Origin of the sequence: Pseudomonas sp. MIL9, from assembly GCF_016887925.1 — a bacterium.
In the GTDB taxonomy this organism is placed as follows: Bacteria; Pseudomonadota; Gammaproteobacteria; order Pseudomonadales; family Pseudomonadaceae; genus Aquipseudomonas; species Aquipseudomonas mohnii.
On sequence record NZ_JAFEHE010000007.1, the window covers coordinates 119279 to 138749 of the forward strand.

Consider the following 19471-nt stretch of genomic DNA (forward strand, 5'->3'; position numbering starts at 1 on the left):
ATGAAAAAAGCTCTCATCCTCGGCCTGCTCATGGTGTCTGGCATCAGCCTGAGCGCCCAGGCGTTGACGCTGACCCCCGGCGAAAGCGCCGGCAAGCGGCTGTACCGCGAGGGGGTGTCGGCCAGTGGCGAGCCGATCATGGCCCGGGTCGGAGCGGCCGGCCTGTTGCTGCCGGCCACCAGCCTGCCGTGTGTCAATTGCCATGGCCGCGATGGCATCGGCCGTCCCGAAGGCGGCGTGCGGCCGCCGGACCTGACCTGGACGCGGCTCTCCAGCACCTATGGCCAGCAGCAAATCAACGGGCGCAGTTACCCGGCCTACACCGAGGGCACGCTGGCCAGGGCGATTCAGGAGGGGCGCGATCCCGGCAACAATCGACTCGACCCGGCGATGCCCAGGTTCTTGTTGTCGATGAAGGATCAGCACAACCTCACGGCCTACCTCAAGCGCCTGGCCGATGACCGTGATCCGGGCCTCGACTCTGACAGTCTGCACCTGGGCACCTTGTTGCCGGGCACGGGCGCGCTGAGCGAGGAGGGCGCCACGGTGGCGGCAGTGCTCAACGGTTGTGTGGCGCGCATCAATGAGGCGGGCGGGATTCATGGTCGGCAGTTGCGCCTGACCATTCTCGATCCCGGCCCCGACCGCGCCAGCGCCATGCGCGCGCTGGACCAGTTGATCGACAAGGAGCAGGTGTTCGCGCTGATCGCACCACTGGCGCCAGCGCTGGAAGCGGACATGGCAGCACGTCTGGAGCAGGCCGGTGTGCCCCTGATCGGGCCGCTGTCGTTGCAAGGCACGACCCAGCCCAGCCGAGAGATCTTCGAGCCGCTGCCGGGGCTGCGCGAACAAATGATCGCCCTGGCCAATTACGCCACCGCCACCTTGCGGGTGTTGCAGGGGCCGACGCTGATCGCCTACCCGGACGAGCCCGGTCAACGGCTGGCCGCAGAGAAACTGGCCCAGTACCTGCAAGACAACGCCTGGGAGAAAGTGCGCCTGCAAGCCTATGGGACGACGCAGGATGACTTGCCGTTGGGTTCGCGTTCGGTGTTTTACATGGGCAGCAGCGGCGGTTTCAGTCTGCTCGCCGAGCGTTTGCAGACGGCGGGCCAGGTGCCTTACCTGTTCGCCGCTTCGAATCAGGTCGCGGGTGATTTGCTGCAAGTGCCCAGCGGCTTTTCCCGTCGGGTATTCCTGGCCTATCCGTTCGTGCCCAGCGACTGGACGCGGGCCGGGCGCCTGGCCCTGACCCAGGTGCGCGAGCGACAGAAACTGGGCGGCGAGCATGCGGTTCTGCAAGTCGGTGCGTTCAGCTCGATGATGCTCTTGAGCGAAGGCATGAAGCAGGCCGGGCGTGACGCCAGCCGCGAAAAACTGATCGAGGCCCTGGAAGGCCTGCATGACTTCGATACCGGGCTGACCCCGCTGATCAGTTTCGGGCCGGGCCGGCGCCTGGGCCTCAGTGGCGCGCACATCGTCACCGTGGACTTGCCTGACCAGCGTTTTTTCCTGGTTGCCCCTTACAAACCCATTGCCGCGATGCCTTGACCGGAGGCCGTAGATGAAACTCAACACTTTGCTGGTTCTGTGGGCGCTGTGGGTGCCAGCGGCATACTGCAGCAACGGTCCGGCCGTGGCGCGGGTCAATGGCGAGGAAATTTCCCAACTGCGCCTGGAGCGTTATTTCGCCGAGTACCTGGAGGATCAGGGGCGCTCGGTGGGCAATATTCGCAATCCCAAGGCTTACAAGCAGCTGCGCAAGGCAGCGCTGGATGCCTTGATTGACAAGGAACTGCTCTGGCAGGAGGCGCTCAAGCGTGGGGTGGTGATCAGCGATTCTACGGTGCAAAGCCAGGTCGAGAAGACCCGCCAGGCCTTCGGTGGTGCCGAGGTGTTCGCCCGGCGCCTGGAAGACGCCGGTTTCGATGAGGCCAGCTATGCCGAATACACCCGCCGTGAACTGGCGGCTCAGCAAGTGTTCGCCGTCCTCACCCAAGTCGGCGAGCCGGATGAAAAACAGGTGCGGGCGTTTTTCGAGGAACACCGCGCCGAGATGAGCCGGCCCGAGGAAGTACAGGTCAGGCATATCCTGATCAAGGTGCCTCAGGGGGCGGATGCTTCCACTGTTGAAGCAGCAAGACTACGCTTGGAAGGCATGCGTACCCGAATCACGCAAGGTGCCGATTTTGCCAGTGTCGCCAGGGAGGGGTCTGAAGACGCCTCGGCCAGCGAAGGCGGCGAACTGGGTTACTTTCCCCGGGGGCGGATGCTGCCGGAGTTCGAAGCGACAGCTTTTGCCCTGGCGCCGGGTGCGGTCAGCGAGCCGGTGCGCACGGCCGTGGGCTGGCATTTGATTTATTTGGAGAACCGAGTGGAGGCAGCCGATGTCACAGAGGAGCAAGGACTTGACATGGTCCGGGCATACCTTGCCCGGCAGAAACAGGTTCAGGCTCGTCTACAGGCACTGGCGCAGCTGCGATCCAGTCATCGGATCGAACGGGTTGACGATGATTGAGCGTTTCCCCAAAAGTGGGGAATCGATTCAATGCAAATCCGTTCGGGTTCCCCGTTTTTGGGGGGAGCGGTAAGTGGACGAAAAGGCATTGTTTTTAAATTCAAGGACATGAAGCGATAAAACGACCGGCGCCCGGCCTGGCATGAAGTGTGCGTTAGACCTGTTGAAGGCGCGCACTCCACCAGGTTCGGTATTCGGCCCTGCGGTTTCAAGGAGTCCACCTTGTTAAACAAAGTACTGGTTGTTGAAGACGAACAGCTGCTTGCGGAAAACCTCCAGGGTTACCTGCAGGCGCAAGCGCTGGAAGTCCGGATAGCGCACACCGGTGAAGCGGCGATTGGCGAAGCCGAACGCTTTTCACCCGATGTGATGGTGTTCGATTACCGCTTGCCCGATATGGAAGGTTTTGAGGTGCTCGATGCCGTCCGCCAGAACAGGAAGTGTCATTTTGTGCTGATCACAGGCCACCCCACCGCAGAAGTTTGCGAGCGGGCCCGGCAACTGGGCGTCAGCCACATCCTGTTCAAACCCTTTCCTTTGGCGGAATTGGCCCGTGCAGTCTGTGATCTTCTGGGGATGGAGCGCGAACCCAAAGCAGGTGTGAAGGATTCCGAAGGATTCGTCGAACGACGCCAGAGCAGGACCGAAAGTTTCCCGCTGCAGTTGTACGACGGTAGCTGGGTGCTTGCCGATCGCCGACGAAGTTCATCGGCCGCCAGGGCGCCAGACGACGAACAATTGCTCACCGGGGAGTAGTGGCGCGACAAGACGTTCCGGCCCCCGCCGAAATAGCTCGCCGCGCCGACAGGGCTCAAAGCCCCGGGCGTTGGAGAGCAAGCCATGGACCGTCTATCCCTTGTTGTCGAGCCGTCGCCGTCGGAGTGTCTACCCAGCCGTTTTTCCAGTGAGCAATTAGCCCAGGCGCGAGCGCTGGCCGCCAGTTCCGGTGAACGGATGCTGGATGCCCTCGGGGAGCTTTGCGAACTGGCCCCCATGCCCTTCATCCAGTGCCTCGGCGCGACCCTGCATTACCCGGTGCTCGATACCGACAGCCTGTTTCAAGCCACCCCGGTATTCGACCGGGTCACCCTGGCCCAATGCCTCAAGCGCGAATTCACCCTGCTGCGTCACGACGATGCGGTCATCGGTGTGTTTGCCGACCCCTTCGACACCGCCCGTCTGGCCTGGATCGATGATTGCCTGCACGGCGCGCCGCTGTACCTGGTGCACGCCGACGACCTGAAAGCCTACCTGGCACGCCACGAAGAGAGCTTCCACGCCGTGGAGTCACTCAACGCCCAGAGCGATGCCGGCAGCGAAATCGATAACCTGCAAAGCCTGTCCCTGACCAGCATCAGCGAAGACTCCAGCGTGGTGGTCAAACTGGTCAACTCGACCCTGTACGACGCACTGAAAATGCATGCCAGCGACATCCACCTGGGCACCACCGGCAGCGGCCTGGTGATCAAGTACCGGATCGATGGCGTGCTGAACAACATCAGCAAGATCCAGGGCAACGAATTCGCCGAACAGGTGATTTCCCGGGTCAAGGTCATGGCCGAACTGGACATCGGCGAAAAGCGCGTGCCCCAGGACGGTCGCTTCAAGATCGGCATCAGCGGCCGGCAGATCGACTTCCGGGTGTCGATCATGCCGAGCATTTTTGGCGAGGACGCGGTGCTGCGGGTGCTCGACAAACAGGACCTGGCGGACAAGGTCTGCGGTGTGCAGTTGCAAGCCCTGGGCTTCGAAGACGAAACCCTGCGCCAACTGCGCCGGCTGGCGGCCGAACCCTACGGCATGGTGCTGGTCACCGGCCCCACCGGCAGCGGCAAGACCACCACGCTGTACGCGATGATCACCGAGATCAACCACGGTGTGGACAAGATCATCACCATTGAAGACCCGGTGGAATATCAGCTGCCGGGCGTGTTGCAAATCCCGGTCAACGAGAAAAAAGGCCTGACCTTCGCCCGGGGCCTGCGCTCGATCCTGCGTCACGACCCGGACAAGATCATGGTCGGGGAAATCCGCGACCCCGACACCGCGCAGATCGCGGTGCAATCGGCACTCACCGGGCACCTGGTGTTCACCACCATTCACGCCAACAACGTGTTCGACGTGATCGGCCGCTTCACCCAGATGGAAATCGACCCCTACAGCCTGGTCAGCGCCCTCAACGCGGTACTGGCCCAGCGTCTGATTCGCCTGGTCTGCAGCAGCTGTAGCACGACGTACACCCCGACTGAAGAAGAACTGCAAACCTCGGGACTCGATCCGCAGCAGGTCGCTCACTACCACTTCGTGCACGGCAAGGGCTGCGGCCATTGCCGTGGCACCGGCTACCGCGGACGCAGCGCGATTGCCGAGCTGCTGCACCTGGACGACGAACTGCGGCAAATGATCGTCGAGCGCCAGCCCATTTCGAAAATCAAGGCCCACGCCTGCAAACGTGGCTTGCGCTTGCTGCGCGAGTCGGCGCTGGAACTGGTGCAACACGGCCGGACCACTCTCGAGGAGATCAATCGTGTCACTTTTATCTCGTGAGCGTTATGTCGCCGTCGTCGGCGCCAGTGGTGTCGGCCTGGGGCGGCGTCAGGGCAGCGAAACCCTGTGGCTGGGCAGCGTCGGCTTCATCGAGGAGGGCTTTCATGCCTGGGCCGTGGCCCTGGAAACCCTCGACCGGCTGCTGGGCGAACATGCCCGCGCCGGTGCGGAGTTGACAGTGGTGGTCTCCGGGCACTTTAGCCGTTTCTGCCTGGTGCCCTGGAGCGATCAGATCAGCAGCCCCGAAGAACTGCGCGGGTTTGCCCAACTGTGCTTCGAAGACCTCTACGGCGTACCGAGCCAACCCTGGAGCCTGGTGCTCTCGGCCGAACCGGCCGGTTACGACCGCGTCGCCAGTGCATTGCCGCAGGACTTGCTTGAGCGCCTGCGCACGCTGGTGAGCGGTCGCGGCCTGAAACTGCATTCAGTGCAGCCGTACCTGATGGCTGCGTTCAATCATTTCGACAAGAGCTTCGACGCCGGGGACTTCCTGTTCGTGGTCGCCGAACCGGTGCGCAGTGTGTTGCTGCTGGCACGCGAAGGGCGCTGGGCGGCGGTGCGTTCGGTGGGCAGCAGTGACAGCGATGCCGCCCTGACGGCCCTGATCGGTCGCGAAAGCCAGTTGCAGGCCTCCACCAGTGAACGGCCGCTGAATGTTTACCTGCATGCGCCGGCCCGCATCGACTCGCACCCCGACGTTCCCGGTATGCACCTGCGCACCCTCGAAGAGGACCGGACAGCCGTACACGATTGCCTGTACGTCATGTCTCGGGCGGTGGCCTGACATGCGCGCCCTGATGCTCGACTTTCAACCGCGTCGCCGTGCGAGCCCGCTGGGCTGGAGCCTGCTGGCCGGCGGTGTGGTGCTGGTGCTGAGCTGCATCGTGATCCAGCAACACCTCAGCGAGGAGACCGAACAACAGCAAGGCCACCTGCAAACCGCCCAGCGCGTGCTCACCGGCGACACCGGCAGCAAGGTCAGCCTGACCCCGGCGCAAATCCGCGAACAGGCACAGAACCTGGCGGAGATGCGCAAGGTGTCCCAGCAATTGCGCCGCCCCTGGGAGCAGTTGTTCGCCACCCTCGAAGCCATGCCCCGGGACAACATTGCCTTGCTGACCCTGACCCCGGACGCCCGCAAGGGCCAGCTACGGATCAGCGCCGAGGCGCGGGACCTGGACGCCATGCTCGACTTCCACCGCCGCCTCGAAGCCAGCGACGAGCTGTCCGATGTGTCGCTGCTCAGCCACGAAATCGTCGCCAACGTGCCGGAGCACCCGGTGCAATTCAACTTGTCGGCTACCTGGGAGATTGGCGATGCAAATCCCTAGATTGATCGTCCACGAGTACCTGCAAAGCCTGGGCGTGCCCGGTCTGGCGGGGCTGGCGATGCTGGTGCTGGCGCTCACCTATGGCCTGGCCGGTTTGCTGCCGGACTGGCAGTCCGTGCAACAGCTCAGCCAGCAGACCCGCGAAGCCCGCGCCTACCTGGCCAAAGTCGAAGACGGCACCGTGGCCGCGCCGGTGGTGCCGCAACGGCAACTGGATGATTTCCGCAGCAAGTTGCCGACCCAGCCCCAGGCCACCGTGGCCATCGACAAGATCTATGCGCTGGCCGCCCAGGAACGCATCACCCTGGCTCGTGGTGAGTATTCCCTGGGCATCGATCCGAAAACCCACCTGGCGCGCTATCAGATCCTGCTGCCAGTGCGGGGCAGCTACCCGCAACTGCGGCGCTTCCTGCACGCCTTGCTCGGCCAGTTGCCGGCGGTGGTGCTGGAGGACGTGGAGTTGCAACGCAAGAAGATCGCCGACACCGACCTGACCGGGCGGATCCGCATGACCCTTTACCTGTCGAGGTCATGATGAACAGCAAACGCGCAATGGGCTGGGTAGCGTTCTTCGGTGTGGCGGCGGCGCTGGCCTGGTTGCCCGACTACTTGAAACCGGCCGGCGATGGCGAGGCCGATGTCGCGGCAGTGGCCACGCCCGCCAAAGGCAAAACCCGTGGCGAGCTGGCGGCCGCGTCAGCCTCGGGCGCGCCGGCGGCGATCAAGGACCTGAGCCCGGCCGGCGACCTGTTCGCCCCCCGCAGCTGGAAGGTTGCGCCGACCCTGGCCAGCGTCACCGAACAAGCCGTCAACGTCGCGCCGGTGGTGCAGGTCCCCACTGCACCGCCGATGCCTTTCCAGTTCATTGGCCGCATGGATGACCGTACCGATCTGCAGGTGTTCTTGCAGAGCGGCGAGAAAATCTACGTCGTGCGCAAAGGGGATGTGATCGACGCAACATGGAAGATCGAGGGGATTTCCGACATGGAACTGAGCCTGGTCTATCTGCCTCTGCATTTGTCCCAGACTCTGTCTGTGGGGAGCGCGCAATGAACACATTCCGATTGCTGATGAGCATGGGTTTCTGTGCGGGGCTGGCCGCGTGCAGTTCGGCGCAACTGGCCAGGGACGAGGGGACCGACCTGATGGCGTCGGGTCAGTACGAAGCCGGCCTGGCGCGGATCCAGGAAGGCCTGCGCGAAAACCCCCGCGATACCGAATTGCACCTGGCGCTGACCAGCGGGCGCGCCCGTGCGGTGACGGCGCTGTTGAGCCAGGCCGACATGAGCCGCACCCAGCGCGACTTCGCCTCGGCCCGTCTGACCTACGGTCGGGTGTTGTCCATCGAGCCGAACAACCGCCGGGCCCAGGACGCCATACGCCAGCTCGATCACCTGCGCAGCCTCGATGAAAAACTCGAGCTGGCCCGTGGGGACTTGCGTCGCGGTGACATCTACGCCGCCGACCGTCAGGTCAAACAGATCCTCGAACTGGACCCGAACAATGAGGGCGCCCTGGAACTGCAAAGCAATGTGCGCCTGGTGCAGAGCCGCAATGTGATTCCCTATCCGCAACTGCGCACGCGCCTGGACAAGCCCGTCACCCTGGAGTTTCGCGACGCCAACCTCAAGACCATCTTCGAAGTGCTGTCCCAGGTCGCCGGTCTGAATTTCATTTTCGACAAAGACCTGCGCCCGGACATGAAAGCCACCATCTTCGTGCGTGACGTGCGCATCGAAGACGCGGTGGAACTGCTGCTGCAACAGAACCAGTTGCACCAGAAAGTGGTGAACGAAAACACCCTGCTGATCTACCCGGATTCGCCGCAGAAGCTCAAGGATTATCAGGAACTGGTGATGCGCACCTTTTACCTGACCAGCATCGATGCCAACACCGCCTTGAACATGGTCAAGACCATGCTCAAGACCCGCGACGTGTTCGTCGATGAACGGCTCAACACCCTGACCATGCGCGACACCGGCGACGCCATCCGCATGGCGGAAAAACTCCTGCAATCCCAAGACCAGTCCAACCCCGAAGTGGTGCTGGAAGTGGAAGTCATGGAAGTCGCCACCCAGCGCATTCTCGACCTCGGCCTGCAATGGCCGAACACCTTCGGCGTGGTCAACAGCGACGGTTCGGCGGTCACGCTGCTCGATCAGCTCAAGGGCATCGATTCCAGCCGGATCAGCATCTCGCCGTCGCCGCAGGCCAAGATCAACGCCCAGGACAACGACATCAATACCCTGGCGAGCCCGGTGATCCGCGTCAGCAACCGTGAGCAGGCGCGCATCCACATCGGTCAGCGCGTACCGATCATCAGCGCCACTTCGGTACCGTCGACCCAGGGGCCGGTGATCACCGAAAGCGTGACGTACCTGGATGTCGGTCTGAAACTGGAAGTGCAGCCTACCGTGCACCTGAACAACGAAGTGGCGATCAAAATCGCCCTGGAAGTCAGTAATGCCACGCCGCTGGAGCCGACCCGCCAGGGCACGATTCCGGTGCAGGTCGATACCCGCAACGCCCAGACCACCCTGCGCCTGCATGATGGTGAAACCCAGATCCTCGCCGGCCTGATGCGCAACGACCATGGCGCCACCGGCAACAAAATCCCGGGGCTTGGCGATATCCCCGGTCTGGGTCGCCTGTTCGGCAGTAACAAGGACACCGTCGGCAAATCCGAGCTGGTGCTGTCGATCACCCCGCGGGTGGTGCGCAACCTGCCGTACCAGAGCCCGTCGGACATGGAATTCACCACCGGCACCGAAACCAGCATGCACATCCAGGCGCCGAATCGTGAGCTGGAATCGTCGGTCCAGCCGCAGCGCCTCGATCGGCCGGTGGCCTCCACCAACGTCGAAATCAGCGTCGGGAAGCCTTGATCATGAACGCCTCGCAACGCGGTTTTACCCTGATCGAAGTCGTGGTGACGCTTGCGCTGGTCGGCCTCCTGGCCGGCCTGGCCGCGCCGCTGACCGAGACCGTGGTGCGCCGGGGCAAGGAGCAGGAACTGCGCACCGCTCTGTACCAGATCCGCGATGCGATCGACGCCTACAAACGGGCTTTCGACGCCGGTTACATCGAAAAGTCCCTCGACAGCAGCGGCTACCCGCCGAACTTGAAAGTGCTGGTGGAGGGTGTGCGGGATGTGCGCAGCGCCAAGGGGGCCAAGTTCTATTTCCTGCGGCGCGTGCCCCACGATCCGTTGGCTCCGGCCAAGCGTGACGACGACGGTGGCTGGGGGTTGCGCGCCTACGACAGCACGGCTCAAAACCCACGGGAGGGCGCGGACGTCTTTGACGTTTACTCCAGGGCCCGGGGCAAGGGTCTTAACGGCATCGCCTACCGGGAGTGGTGAATCTATGCGCCGGGAAAAGGGTTTCACCCTGCTCGAATTGATGGTGGTCATGGCAATCATCGCGACCCTGATGACCATCGCCTTGCCGCGTTATTTCAACAGTCTCGAAGCCTCGAAAGAGACCACCTTGCGCCAGAGCCTGTCGGCCATGCGCGAAGCCCTCGATCACTACTACGGCGACACCGGGCGTTATCCCGACTCCATCGAGCAAATGGTCGAGCAGCGCTACTTGCGCAACCAGCCAATGGACCCGATTGCCGAACGCAAGGATGCCTGGGTCCTGGTGGCACCGCCCGATGGCGTGCAGGGCGGGGTGGCTGATATCAAGAGCGGAGCCACAGGGAGGGCGCGTGATGGCAGCCTTTATTCCGAGTGGTAAGCCTGCTGCGCAGGGCGGTTTCACCTACCTGGGTGTGCTGCTGCTGATCATGGTGATGGGCATGGGCCTGGCCAGTGCCGGCGAGTTGTGGGCCACCGCCTCGCGCCGCGATCGCGAACGCCAGTTGCTGTGGGTCGGCACCCAGTACGCCCAGGCACTGCGCAGCTACTACCGCAGTTCGCCAGGCCTGGCCCAGTACCCGAAAGAACTCGCCGACCTGCTGCAGGACGAGCGGTTTCCCAACGCCAAACATCATCTGCGCCAGCTCTATCCGGACCCGATTGGCGGTGGCGACTGGTTCCTGATGCGCGGCTTCGACGGCCGTATCACCGGCATCGCCAGTTCCTCCACGGACAAACCGCTCAAACAGGCGGACTTTCCCAGCCAGTGGTCGGACTTCAACGGCATGGCCAGCTACAAGGACTGGCAGTTCGTGGCCGAGAAGGCCTTCCTCGATGGCGCGTCCGGCCCGGCCAAGGGCCAGAGCAAAACCCCTCAGGCGTTGCAGCCATGAAGCGTTTCTGCCTGGCCTTGATCCTGGTGCTGAGCACCTGTGTCGCCTCGGCCGGCGAAGAGGACGAAATGCTCGGCTTCATCATCGACGACACGATCTCGCACATCGGCCACGAGTTTTACTACGCGTTCAGTGAACGCCTGCGCGCCACCAGCCCGATGGATTTCAACCTGGTGGTACGCGAACGGCCATCGGCTCGCTGGGGCAGCCTGGTGACCGTGGAATATCAACAGCGTCTGGTTTATCGGCGCTTCCTGCCGCCGAACACCGTGGAGCTCAAGGACGAGGCCTATGACGCCGCCGACTGGGTACGCGGGCAGGTTGTCCAGCGCAAGCTGGAAGCCTTGTTGCAGGACACCACGGACCTTGAGAGGGACGAACTATGAAAACGAAAACGGTCTCGCGGCACCTCGGGCTCTGGCTGCTCGGGCTGGGAAGTTGTGGGCTGGTCCAGGCCACCGAACTGGTCTACACGCCGATCAACCCATCGTTTGGCGGCAACCCGTTAAACGGCACCTGGCTGCTCAACAATGCCCAGGCGCAAAACGACTACGACGACCCGGACTTGAAGGATCGCACCACCGTGGCGGGGACATCGGCCCTGGAGCGGTTCAGCAGTCAATTGCAGTCGAGGTTGCTGGGGCAGTTGCTGGACAACATCTCCGCGGGCAATACGGGAAGCCTGTCCACCGATGCCTTCATCGTCAATGTCGTCGACGACTCAGGGCAGCTGACGATTGAAGTGACGGACCGCGCGACGGGCGAACTGTCGGAAATCAAGGTCAATGGCCTGGCCCCTTGATGGGGATTCGGGACGACGGGGAGTAATGGACATGAAAAAAATAATTGTGCTGGGGATGCTGTTGGCGGCGCTTCAAGGCTGCGGTCTGCGCGAGCCGATCGGCGCCGAGCAGGACACCGAAACCCCGACCCTGACCCCCAGGGCCTCTACCTACTACGATCTGTTGAACATGCCACGGCCCAAGGGCCGCTTGATGGCGGTCGTCTATGGCTTCCGCGATCAGACCGGGCAGTACAAGCCGACGCCCGCCAGTTCCTTCTCCACCAGCGTGACCCAGGGCGCGGCGAGCATGCTGATGGACGCCTTGCAGGCCAGCGGCTGGTTCGTGGTGCTGGAGCGTGAAGGCCTGCAGAACCTGTTGACCGAGCGCAAGATCATCCGGGCCTCGCAAAAGAAACCCAATACCCCGGTGAACATCCAGGGTGAGCTGCCACCGTTGCAAGCGGCGAACATGATGCTCGAGGGCGGCATCATCGCCTATGACACCAACGTGAAGAGCGGCGGGGAAGGGGCGCGCTACCTGGGCATCGACATTTCCCGGGAGTATCGCGTGGATCAGGTCACGGTCAACCTGCGGGCGGTGGACGTGCGCAGCGGGCAGGTGCTGGCCAACGTGATGACCAGCAAGACCATCTACTCCGTGGGCCGCAGTGCCGGGGTGTTCAAGTTCATCGAGTTCAAGAAGTTGCTTGAGGCTGAAGTCGGTTACACCACCAACGAGCCGGCGCAGTTGTGTGTGTTGTCGGCGATCGAGGCGGCGGTGGGGCATTTGTTGGCCCAGGGCATCGAGCGGCGTTTGTGGCAGGTGGCCGGGGATAATTCGCCGGACACTAATGCGACGCTGGATCGCTATCTGACGCAGAACAAGGTGGGTACTGAGGGGGCGGGGGAGTGAGGTTGGGTGGTCGCTCGCAGGTGTACCTCGATCGACTGTGGGAGCTGGCTTGCCGGCGAAGGCGGCCTGACAGCTGACCTGTGTGTTGTTGACCGCGTACATATCCGTTGCTGCGGTAACGGCGGCTTAGGGTTTCGCCCTTACGGCGAGTCACTTTTTTTACAAGCGCCTAAAAAAAGTAACCAAAAAAACGCTCGCCCCGAGCGTCCGGCCCCTCGCTGGGGCTCGGCGTTCCTTCGCTGCGGTATCCATCCGGGGACACTGCCCTCCGGTTGGCTTCGCTTCAACCTACATGCAGCGTGTTCGACTGCGTCGAACGGCGCTGCGCGCCACTCCCCGGATGCACACCTCCACTCAGCCTCCCGAAGGGGCGGGTGGATCAAGATCAAGAGCTGCAGGCGAGCTAACGCTCGGCCTGATGAGTGGTGAGGAGCGGATGGGTTTACGCCGTCGTGCTTTTCTGTGGGAGCTGGCTTGTCGGGGCGCCGCATCGCAGCGATGGCGGCCTTATAGCCGACCAATCACCCGCAGGTGTACCCAATCCAATGTGGGAGCGAGCCTGCTCGCGATGGCGTAGGGTCAGGCACTTCGAGGCTGGATGTGCCACCGTCATCGCGAGCAGGCTCGCTCCCACAGTAGTTCTGCGACGGTCGATATCCTGCCGGCCTACCTGGCCCGGATGGAGAAGCAACCTTCCGCAGTTCCTACAAAAAGTGCCGACATGCTCGGCATTCAGCGGGTGTTTTCCCACAGGATTTTAGGGTTGCCGGTCGGAAGTGGCTTTTTTAATCTGCCGGCCGTCGCTGCCAATTCGGCGACCCTGGACTGGAAACCCGGTGACTAACTAAACGGCGCAAAAGCGCCCTTCATAACGTATGCTTGCGCGCCTTTAATGTGTGCACTCCGTTATGGCGGCTGTGCGCGGGAGACCTTCGGGTCTACCGGGTTGCCGTTTCCCCGGGTTTCCAGCCTGCGTACAGCTGCCACCCTTCGCCTGGAAACGAAGGGAGCAGCTCTAACCAGCAAACGGAGCTCCACCATGCCCAAACCCACCCCCAATCCCCCCGAATCAAATCACGAAAACATTGCCTCCAGCCTCCACCTCAAACCCACCCTCCTGAAATCCAGCACTCCCCACACCCCCAGCAAGATGTTCCTCATCGCCCCCGACATCGACACCGAAAGCCTGTTGGCCCACGCCTGTGAATCACTGGCGTCCGCGAGCGTCATGGCCACGGATTTCGCGACTTTTGTGGACGGGCCGCAGCGCAGCATGTTGTTGGGTATCCAGCAGGTGATCATGCTGGCCGAACTGTCGGTGAACCGCGCATTGGATAACCTCGCTCCGCCAGGTTAATACCGGTCCATTGTGGCGAGCTCGCCACAGGTAGTTTTACGATCCATAAAAAAACCGCGCCCCCGCAAAGGGCCGCGGTCTTTCACCCCACGCACTTACTTCTGCATGACAGTCGCCGAGTTGGCCGTACCGAACTGCTGCACGTTGGCCGTCTGCGCCACGCCGCTCTGATTGACGCTGGCAATGTTGGCGGTGCCGCCCTGGGTGACGTAGGCGACGTTCATGGTGTCAGCCTGCTTGATGGTGATGACGTTGTCTTCGCCATACAGCTGCGTGGTGAACGCCTGGTTGCCGCTGCCTTCCTGGTTGAACTCGGTGCTGTTGCCGCTGCCGTTGCTGCTGCCCTGGGCCAGGTTGGTGGTGCCGCGCTGGTCGGCGATGAGGATGTTGTCGCTGCCGTTCTGGTCGAAGTACAGCTCGTTGTAGGAATCGGCCTGGGTCACGGTGGTTTTGTTGCCGCTGCCGGTCTGGTTGGTGGTCATGATGTGGCCGGCGCCGTTCTGGGTGAAGTTGGCGACGTTGTTGGTGCCGTTCTGATTGACGGTCGCGCGCTGGTTGCTACCGAACTGGCCACCTTTTTCCGGGCCTTTCCAGTTGCTGGCGTAGACCTTGTTGCCGGTACCTACCGACGTGGCGTTGAGCGTATGGTTATCACCGCTCTGGTAGGTGAAATGCACGTTGCTCGAGCCGGTTTGATAGAGCGCCAGGGTCGAGCCCATGGACTCGAACTGGTCGGCATAGATCGCGTTGAGGTCGCCGACTTGCATCACCTGGGCCACGTTGTTTTCGCCGAAGCTCTGGTCGACCACGGTTTCGTTGGTCTGCCCGTATTGGGAGACGGTGGCCTTGGCGCCGATCTGGGTGTCTTGCCAGATTTCGGTGCCGTTGGCGTCGCCGGACTGGTTGATGCTCAGGTTGCCGCCGGTGCCGTTGCGCTGGTCGCCATAGGCATAGTTGGTGCTGCCGGCCTGGTTGATGTCGATCTGGCCGCCCATGTGGCCGATCTGTTCGGCCGTCGCGTAGTTGGTGGTGCCGTACTGGATGATCACGGCGTTGTTGCCCGTGCCCAGTTGAATCTGTTCGATGTTGGCTTCGTTGCCGTCGCCGTACTGGTAGGTCTTGGCGGTCGTGCCTTCCTGGCTGTCCTGGTAGATGAACGAGAAGTTGCCGGTGCCTTCCTGTTGCTGCAGGGCTTCGCCGCCGCCGACACCGATCGACTGGCTGGCATGGCTGGTGTTGAAGCTGCCGCTCTGGTTCTGGGTGATGGTGCTGTTGTCCTCGAACAACTGCTCGGCGTAGCCGGCGTTGTAGTCGCCGCCTTGGGTTTGGCTGATGGTCCCGGTGGCGGTGTCTTGCACGGCGGCGGCATCGTTGCCCTGGCCCGTTTGCAGCTGGGTGGCGGTGCTGAGCGGAGCCGCGGTCTGCTTCACATCGGCGATGTTGGCGGTACCGTACTGGGTTTGCGTGGACAGGCTGTCGTCGGCCACGGCCTGGGCACTGACAATGACCAGGATGGCGGCGGTGAGGGGCGTCAGTTTGAACATGGTGAAACCTCCAAGTGGTGCAGTGCTTTAGCGATATTGTTTGACCGATACGCTCATGCCGTTGCCGGCCTGGGTGACGGCGCTTTGCTGTCCCGAGCCGGCCTGTTCGATGCGGGCGTCGTTGTTGTTGCCGTTCTGGGCGATTTGCGCGCGGTTGTGGCTGCCGCTCTGGATGATCGAAGCGGCGTTGCCTGAACCTTGCTGGGTGATCAATGCCATCAGGTCGCTGCCTTGTTGCAGGATCCAGGCTTCCTGATTGCTGCCCGACTGCACGATCTGGCCGAGCAGCGATTGACCGTTCTGCTGCAACAGCGCGATGTTGGCCTGGCCGTTCTGGTCGATCAGTGCGTGCTGGCCAATGAGCGGTGGCAGCTCGCCGAGATCGGCGGCAGGGGCGAGGTCTTCGTTCTCCATCAAGTCATCGGCGCGCACGCCTGCGCTGCTGCAAAGCAGAAGCAGGCAGAGCAGGGTGGCGGTCGACATTTTCATGGCGTTGTCCTGTGGGAAGAGGCCAGCCCCATCGACTCGGGAGTCGATGGGGCGAGGGCTCAGTTCGAGATCACCGACACGGTGCGCACGGTGCCTTGGGACGAGGTGATGGTGGCTGTCGGGTTCGCCGACGGAATCACCGTGGTGGTGTTGTTCACCGTCAGCCTCCAGCGACCGGTCACCGGCACAGTGGTAGTGCCCAGGGTTTGCAGCCCGGTCGGGGTGCTGACCTGGATGGTGATGGTGTTGCCGGTGGTCACCGATGAGGTGCCTGCGAAGTCCCAGGTGAAGCGGTTATTGGAACGGGCGGACACCGTGGCCGTGGTCACCGTGAAGGTTTCCGCGGCAGGCCGTGGCGAGACTTGCACCGTGACCGTGGCCGGCGTCGTCGACACAGCACCGAAGCTGTCCCGGGCGAAGTAGCTGAAGGTCGTGGTGAAGGCCGTGGTGACCGTGGCCGGTGGGGTGTAGGTCAGGACCGTGCCATTACTGGTGACGGTGCCGCGACCGGTCGGTGGTTGGGTGAAGCTGGCGACGGCGAGCGGCAGGTTGCCTTCCGGATCGGTGTCGTTGGCCAGCACACTGATCGGAATAGCCACACCCAGGGTCGCGACGCTGTCGGCGACGGCTACCGGAGGCTGGTTGGGCGCCACGGTGATGGTCACCGTCGCAGGATTGGCCGAGGCCAGGCCTTTGACGTCTTGAGCCTTGTAGGTGAAGGTCGTGGTCAGTGGTGCATTGACCACGGCTGGCGGGGTGTAGATGACGGCGGTCGATCCGCTCAACGCCACCGTGCCCTGGCCGGCGGCCGGTTGAGTGAGTGCGGTGATGCTCAGCGGCACGTTGCCATCCGGGTCGTTGTCGTTGGCCAGCAGGTTGAGGGTGATCGGTACGCCGAAGCTGGTGCTCGCGCTGTCGGCCACGGCGATCGGCGCCTGGTTCTCGCCACTGTCCGGTGCGGTGCCGACCACTACCACAGGTTCGGTGTCGCTGCCGCCGGCGGCGGATTTGACGGTGACCCTGGCGGGTGGTTGCGGCAGGTCCGCCACCGTCAGGCGTTGCAGGGTGCCGGACTTCGACAGGCGGCCATAGCCTTGAGCGACCATGTCCGGAACCGCCACTTCGTCAGAGGATGTCGCCTCGATCAGCAGGCTGTGATTGCTCCAGTTGTAGCGAGCGGTCTGGATGTTCACCAGGTCATTGAGCTTGCTCGAAACGGCGGTCGGCCGAGTGGTGCCGGTGGGATCGGTGGCGGTCAGCACCACCACCGCAGGCACGGGGCCGTTGAACAGACGATGGCCGAAGAACAGACCCGTACCGTCGCCGGTCAGGTTGGTCAGGCAGGGGGTTGGCGGTGGGCCAGGTACCAGGGCGACGGTTTCGCGGAAGCACAGCGTGGAGCTGTTGTCGGCCTTGCCGAAGACTTCGACCCGGGTGCTGGTGCCGGTGCCCGATGTGGTTCGGCGGTAAGTGGCGCGGTTGAGTTCCACCGCTGTTTGCGCCCGGTTATCGAGGACCTTGCCGGACACGGTGAAGAGGTTGGTTTCGATGGTCCCGGCGGGGCCCTGGATGCGGACGAAGTTGGTGTTGTTGGGGCTGCCGGTGACCTGCTCGGTGAGGTTCGGGTCGCCGACGAAGGTTTCGATGGCCCCGGTGTCCGGGTTCACTTCGGTGTAAGGCCCGTTGACGCTGCGCAGGAAGGGTCCGATCGCGCCGTTCAATGCACCGTTGAAAACCCCCGGTGCCCCGACGCCGATGTCCCGGGTGATGTTGATGGCGCGCCGACCGGGCGTGGTGACATTGACCGTTTCGACACCATAGGGATGGGTGATGGTGTAGGTGCCGGCCACTGGCACGTTAATCCGCATGCGGATCCGCGCAAAGCTGATTTGATCGCCATCGAGCGGATTTCCGCTGGCAAATGCCGCTTCGATCCCGGCGACGTAGGCGTCCATTCCATAGCCGGCGGCGTTGTTGGGAATGGTGGCGTCGGCGAGGAACCAGAACGATTCGTCTGGCCAGTTATCCGGGAACACCATCGGCAGGGTGTCGTCGAAAATACCGGGTGTCGGCAGCAGGGTGCACATGTAGGCCGGTGGTGTGGCGGCCGCCACCCGCGAGCTCACGGCCCGGGACTGGCACAGTTCCATCGACAGCAGGTTGTTGTCCTGATACCAGATCGGGAATTTCCCCGTGGCAAAGGTATAAGGGCCGGGGTCAACGGCGGCGAGTTGCGCGAAAGCGCTGCCGGACAGCGATAGAGTCAGTCCCAGGGCATTGAGCGCCAGGCGTGGCAATTTGTTCATGATGCCTCCTGATGAGGATCTGGCCATGTGAGCGTTCATTGCACGATGACCACTTCTTCGGTATCGCTGCCGCCATTGGATGACGTCACCTGAACCCTGGCCGGCGGAATCGGTGAGATCCCGGTGGACAGGGTTTTCACTGCACCGTCGCCACTCAAGGCCCCGATGGTTGCACCGCCTGCGGAAGTGACGGTGAGCACGGGCGGCGATGTTTCATCGCTGGTGGAGGCGACCACGGTGATTTGCCCGGTGCTCAGGCTGTACTCGGCGCGTGAAATCACCACCAGGTCAGTCAGGGGGATGGGCAAGGTGGTCGGTGTACTGCTGGGGATGGCCAGGTGATTGTCGGCGGTCACCTGCAGGGTGCTCGGCAACGTCGGGTTGGTTGCGGACTGGGCGTACCAACTGCCGGTGGTGTCGGCCTCGGTCAGGTTGAGTACCGGGTTGTTGCTGTCCAGGGTCACTTTGGCGGGCGGCGGCGGGGCCAGCACGAAAACGTCCTGCTGGGCCACGGGCGCACTGGCGCCGGCCGTGCGCGAGTAGGTGCTGCGCTGGGCGATCATCGGGGTCGGCCGGACCACCGTCGACAACTTGCCGGAGATGGCCATCACTGTCGTGCGCAGATCCAGCCCGTTGGGGCCTTCAATGCGGATGTAGTTGGTATTGAACGGGCTGCCGGTGAAGGCTTCCACCAGGTTCGGGTCGCCGACGAATTGCTCGGCGGAACCGGTGACCGGGTTGGTTTCGGTGTATGGACCATTGACGCTGCGCAGGAACGGCCCGATGTCACCTTTGAGCGCGCCGTCGTAGGTTTTCGGTGCGCCGATCCCGATGTCCCGGGTCATGTTGATCGCCCGGCGCCCGGGGGTGTCGACGTTGAAGACGTCGACGCCATAGGGGTGGGTGATGACGTAGGTGCCAGCGGCGGGCACGTCGACGCGAATGCGGATGCGGGCAAAGCTGATCTGGTCGCCTTCGACCGGGTCGCCACCGCTGAAGGCGGCTTCGACGGCACTGACGTACGTCAGGTTGACACCGCGAGCGGCATCGGCGATGGAGCCGTCACCGGTGAACCAGAACGCTTCATCGGGGAAGTTGCTCGGGAAGACCACCGGTTGCGCATCGTCGAAGATCCCGGGAGCCGGCAACAGATTGCACATGTAGGTGGGAGCGCCCGGCGCACTGGGTACCCGCGAACTGACGGCCTTGGACAGGCACAAATCGAGCGTCCGGCCATGGGTGTCCTGGTACCAGGAGGCGAAGGAGCCGATGGCCGGTAAATAGGGCCCGGGGTCTACGGCAAACAGCGCGGCCTGGGCAATGCCCTGGGCCAGGGCGGTCACGACCAGGGCGGTCGCGGTTTTGGACAGTAAAGGGTGCATGTGTATTCCCTCTATCAGAGTACCTGCCCCTTGGGGATGGGTCAGT

General features: G+C 63.0%; 20 protein-coding genes. 16 read left to right on the forward strand and 4 right to left on the reverse strand.

Annotated features, from left to right (window positions below):
* From JQF37_RS09865 to JQF37_RS09940, 16 genes are all read left to right on the forward strand, one after another.
* Positions 1-1551 carry an ABC transporter substrate-binding protein gene (locus JQF37_RS09865; protein WP_130211330.1) on the forward strand — a complete coding sequence of 517 codons (1551 nt, stop codon included), beginning with the start codon at positions 1-3 and terminating at the stop codon, positions 1549-1551.
* 13 nt (positions 1552-1564) lie between these two features.
* Positions 1565-2518: a peptidylprolyl isomerase gene (locus JQF37_RS09870; protein ID WP_130211331.1), complete on the forward strand. Its 954-nt coding sequence runs from the start codon at positions 1565-1567 to the stop codon at positions 2516-2518.
* 222 nt (positions 2519-2740) lie between these two features.
* Complete coding sequence (locus JQF37_RS09875) at positions 2741-3274, forward strand: response regulator (protein WP_130211332.1); 534 nt, start codon at positions 2741-2743, stop codon at positions 3272-3274.
* Between the two features lie 84 nt (positions 3275-3358).
* Positions 3359-5065 (forward strand): GspE/PulE family protein, encoded by a 1707-nt coding sequence (locus tag JQF37_RS09880; RefSeq protein WP_130211333.1) that lies wholly within the window; start codon positions 3359-3361, stop codon positions 5063-5065.
* On the forward strand, positions 5046-5849 hold the full coding sequence (locus JQF37_RS09885; RefSeq protein ID WP_204149624.1) for a hypothetical protein: 804 nt from the start codon (positions 5046-5048) through the stop codon (positions 5847-5849). Before JQF37_RS09880 ends, JQF37_RS09885 begins: the two co-directional genes overlap by 20 nt.
* Before the next feature lies 1 nt (position 5850).
* On the forward strand, positions 5851-6396 hold the full coding sequence (locus tag JQF37_RS09890) for a PilN domain-containing protein (RefSeq protein WP_130211335.1): 546 nt from the start codon (positions 5851-5853) through the stop codon (positions 6394-6396).
* Complete coding sequence (locus JQF37_RS09895; RefSeq protein ID WP_130211336.1) at positions 6383-6931, forward strand: GspMb/PilO family protein; 549 nt, start codon at positions 6383-6385, stop codon at positions 6929-6931. The genes JQF37_RS09890 and JQF37_RS09895 overlap by 14 nt, the downstream gene beginning before the upstream one ends.
* A complete protein-coding gene (locus JQF37_RS09900) occupies positions 6931-7449 on the forward strand; it encodes a hypothetical protein (RefSeq protein ID WP_130211337.1) in 519 nt (172 codons plus the stop codon). Before JQF37_RS09895 ends, JQF37_RS09900 begins: the two co-directional genes overlap by 1 nt.
* Positions 7446-9281, forward strand: coding sequence for a secretin N-terminal domain-containing protein (locus JQF37_RS09905; RefSeq protein WP_130211338.1), 1836 nt, complete (start codon positions 7446-7448; stop codon positions 9279-9281). Before JQF37_RS09900 ends, JQF37_RS09905 begins: the two co-directional genes overlap by 4 nt.
* 2 nt (positions 9282-9283) lie before the next feature.
* Positions 9284-9757 carry a type II secretion system protein gene (locus JQF37_RS09910; protein WP_047530670.1) on the forward strand — a complete coding sequence of 158 codons (474 nt, stop codon included), beginning with the start codon at positions 9284-9286 and terminating at the stop codon, positions 9755-9757.
* Positions 9758-9761: 4 nt separating this feature from the next.
* A complete protein-coding gene (locus JQF37_RS09915) occupies positions 9762-10136 on the forward strand; it encodes a type II secretion system protein (RefSeq protein WP_047530667.1) in 375 nt (124 codons plus the stop codon).
* Complete coding sequence (locus JQF37_RS09920; RefSeq protein WP_130211339.1) at positions 10111-10650, forward strand: type II secretion system protein; 540 nt, start codon at positions 10111-10113, stop codon at positions 10648-10650. The genes JQF37_RS09915 and JQF37_RS09920 overlap by 26 nt, the downstream gene beginning before the upstream one ends.
* Positions 10647-11036 (forward strand): curli production assembly/transport protein CsgE, encoded by a 390-nt coding sequence (gene csgE, locus JQF37_RS09925; RefSeq protein ID WP_130211340.1) that lies wholly within the window; start codon positions 10647-10649, stop codon positions 11034-11036. Before JQF37_RS09920 ends, csgE begins: the two co-directional genes overlap by 4 nt.
* Positions 11033-11452, forward strand: coding sequence for a curli assembly protein CsgF (locus JQF37_RS09930; protein ID WP_047530660.1), 420 nt, complete (start codon positions 11033-11035; stop codon positions 11450-11452). Before csgE ends, JQF37_RS09930 begins: the two co-directional genes overlap by 4 nt.
* Positions 11453-11483: 31 nt before the next feature.
* Positions 11484-12347 carry a CsgG/HfaB family protein gene (locus tag JQF37_RS09935; protein ID WP_130211341.1) on the forward strand — a complete coding sequence of 288 codons (864 nt, stop codon included), beginning with the start codon at positions 11484-11486 and terminating at the stop codon, positions 12345-12347.
* A 1039-nt stretch (positions 12348-13386) separates the two neighbouring features.
* Positions 13387-13704, forward strand: coding sequence for a DUF6124 family protein (locus JQF37_RS09940; RefSeq protein WP_196586960.1), 318 nt, complete (start codon positions 13387-13389; stop codon positions 13702-13704).
* A gap of 95 nt (positions 13705-13799) precedes the next feature.
* On the opposite strand, the gene JQF37_RS09945 is transcribed toward JQF37_RS09940, so the two are convergent.
* From JQF37_RS09945 to JQF37_RS09960, 4 genes are read right to left on the reverse strand one after another with little or no spacing between them, the layout of a single operon-like run.
* Positions 13800-15248, reverse strand: a complete 1449-nt coding sequence (locus JQF37_RS09945) for a curlin (RefSeq protein WP_130211620.1) — start codon at positions 15246-15248, stop codon at positions 13800-13802.
* A gap of 27 nt (positions 15249-15275) precedes the next feature.
* Complete coding sequence (locus JQF37_RS09950; RefSeq protein ID WP_130211621.1) at positions 15276-15737, reverse strand: curlin; 462 nt, start codon at positions 15735-15737, stop codon at positions 15276-15278.
* 59 nt (positions 15738-15796) lie between these two features.
* Positions 15797-18043 carry an Ig-like domain-containing protein gene (locus tag JQF37_RS09955; RefSeq protein WP_130211622.1) on the reverse strand — a complete coding sequence of 749 codons (2247 nt, stop codon included), beginning with the start codon at positions 18041-18043 and terminating at the stop codon, positions 15797-15799.
* A 35-nt stretch (positions 18044-18078) separates the two neighbouring features.
* Positions 18079-19425, reverse strand: coding sequence for a hypothetical protein (locus tag JQF37_RS09960; protein WP_130211623.1), 1347 nt, complete (start codon positions 19423-19425; stop codon positions 18079-18081).
* Positions 19426-19471: the final 46 nt, after the last annotated feature.

Coding starts and splice junctions, on each gene's coding strand:
- JQF37_RS09865 (WP_130211330.1), top strand. CDS start 1: ATGAAAAAAGCTCTCATCCTCGGCCTGCTCATGGTGTCTGGCATCAGC.
- JQF37_RS09870 (WP_130211331.1), top strand. CDS start 1,565: ATGAAACTCAACACTTTGCTGGTTCTGTGGGCGCTGTGGGTGCCAGCG.
- JQF37_RS09880 (WP_130211333.1), top strand. CDS start 3,359: ATGGACCGTCTATCCCTTGTTGTCGAGCCGTCGCCGTCGGAGTGTCTA.
- JQF37_RS09890 (WP_130211335.1), top strand. CDS start 5,851: ATGCGCGCCCTGATGCTCGACTTTCAACCGCGTCGCCGTGCGAGCCCG.
- JQF37_RS09895 (WP_130211336.1), top strand. CDS start 6,383: ATGCAAATCCCTAGATTGATCGTCCACGAGTACCTGCAAAGCCTGGGC.
- JQF37_RS09900 (WP_130211337.1), top strand. CDS start 6,931: ATGAACAGCAAACGCGCAATGGGCTGGGTAGCGTTCTTCGGTGTGGCG.
- JQF37_RS09905 (WP_130211338.1), top strand. CDS start 7,446: ATGAACACATTCCGATTGCTGATGAGCATGGGTTTCTGTGCGGGGCTG.
- JQF37_RS09910 (WP_047530670.1), top strand. CDS start 9,284: ATGAACGCCTCGCAACGCGGTTTTACCCTGATCGAAGTCGTGGTGACG.
- JQF37_RS09915 (WP_047530667.1), top strand. CDS start 9,762: ATGCGCCGGGAAAAGGGTTTCACCCTGCTCGAATTGATGGTGGTCATG.
- JQF37_RS09920 (WP_130211339.1), top strand. CDS start 10,111: ATGGCAGCCTTTATTCCGAGTGGTAAGCCTGCTGCGCAGGGCGGTTTC.
- csgE (WP_130211340.1), top strand. CDS start 10,647: ATGAAGCGTTTCTGCCTGGCCTTGATCCTGGTGCTGAGCACCTGTGTC.
- JQF37_RS09930 (WP_047530660.1), top strand. CDS start 11,033: ATGAAAACGAAAACGGTCTCGCGGCACCTCGGGCTCTGGCTGCTCGGG.
- JQF37_RS09935 (WP_130211341.1), top strand. CDS start 11,484: ATGAAAAAAATAATTGTGCTGGGGATGCTGTTGGCGGCGCTTCAAGGC.
- JQF37_RS09940 (WP_196586960.1), top strand. CDS start 13,387: ATGCCCAAACCCACCCCCAATCCCCCCGAATCAAATCACGAAAACATT.
- JQF37_RS09945 (WP_130211620.1), bottom strand. CDS start 15,248: ATGTTCAAACTGACGCCCCTCACCGCCGCCATCCTGGTCATTGTCAGT.
- JQF37_RS09950 (WP_130211621.1), bottom strand. CDS start 15,737: ATGAAAATGTCGACCGCCACCCTGCTCTGCCTGCTTCTGCTTTGCAGC.
- JQF37_RS09955 (WP_130211622.1), bottom strand. CDS start 18,043: ATGAACAAATTGCCACGCCTGGCGCTCAATGCCCTGGGACTGACTCTA.
- JQF37_RS09960 (WP_130211623.1), bottom strand. CDS start 19,425: ATGCACCCTTTACTGTCCAAAACCGCGACCGCCCTGGTCGTGACCGCC.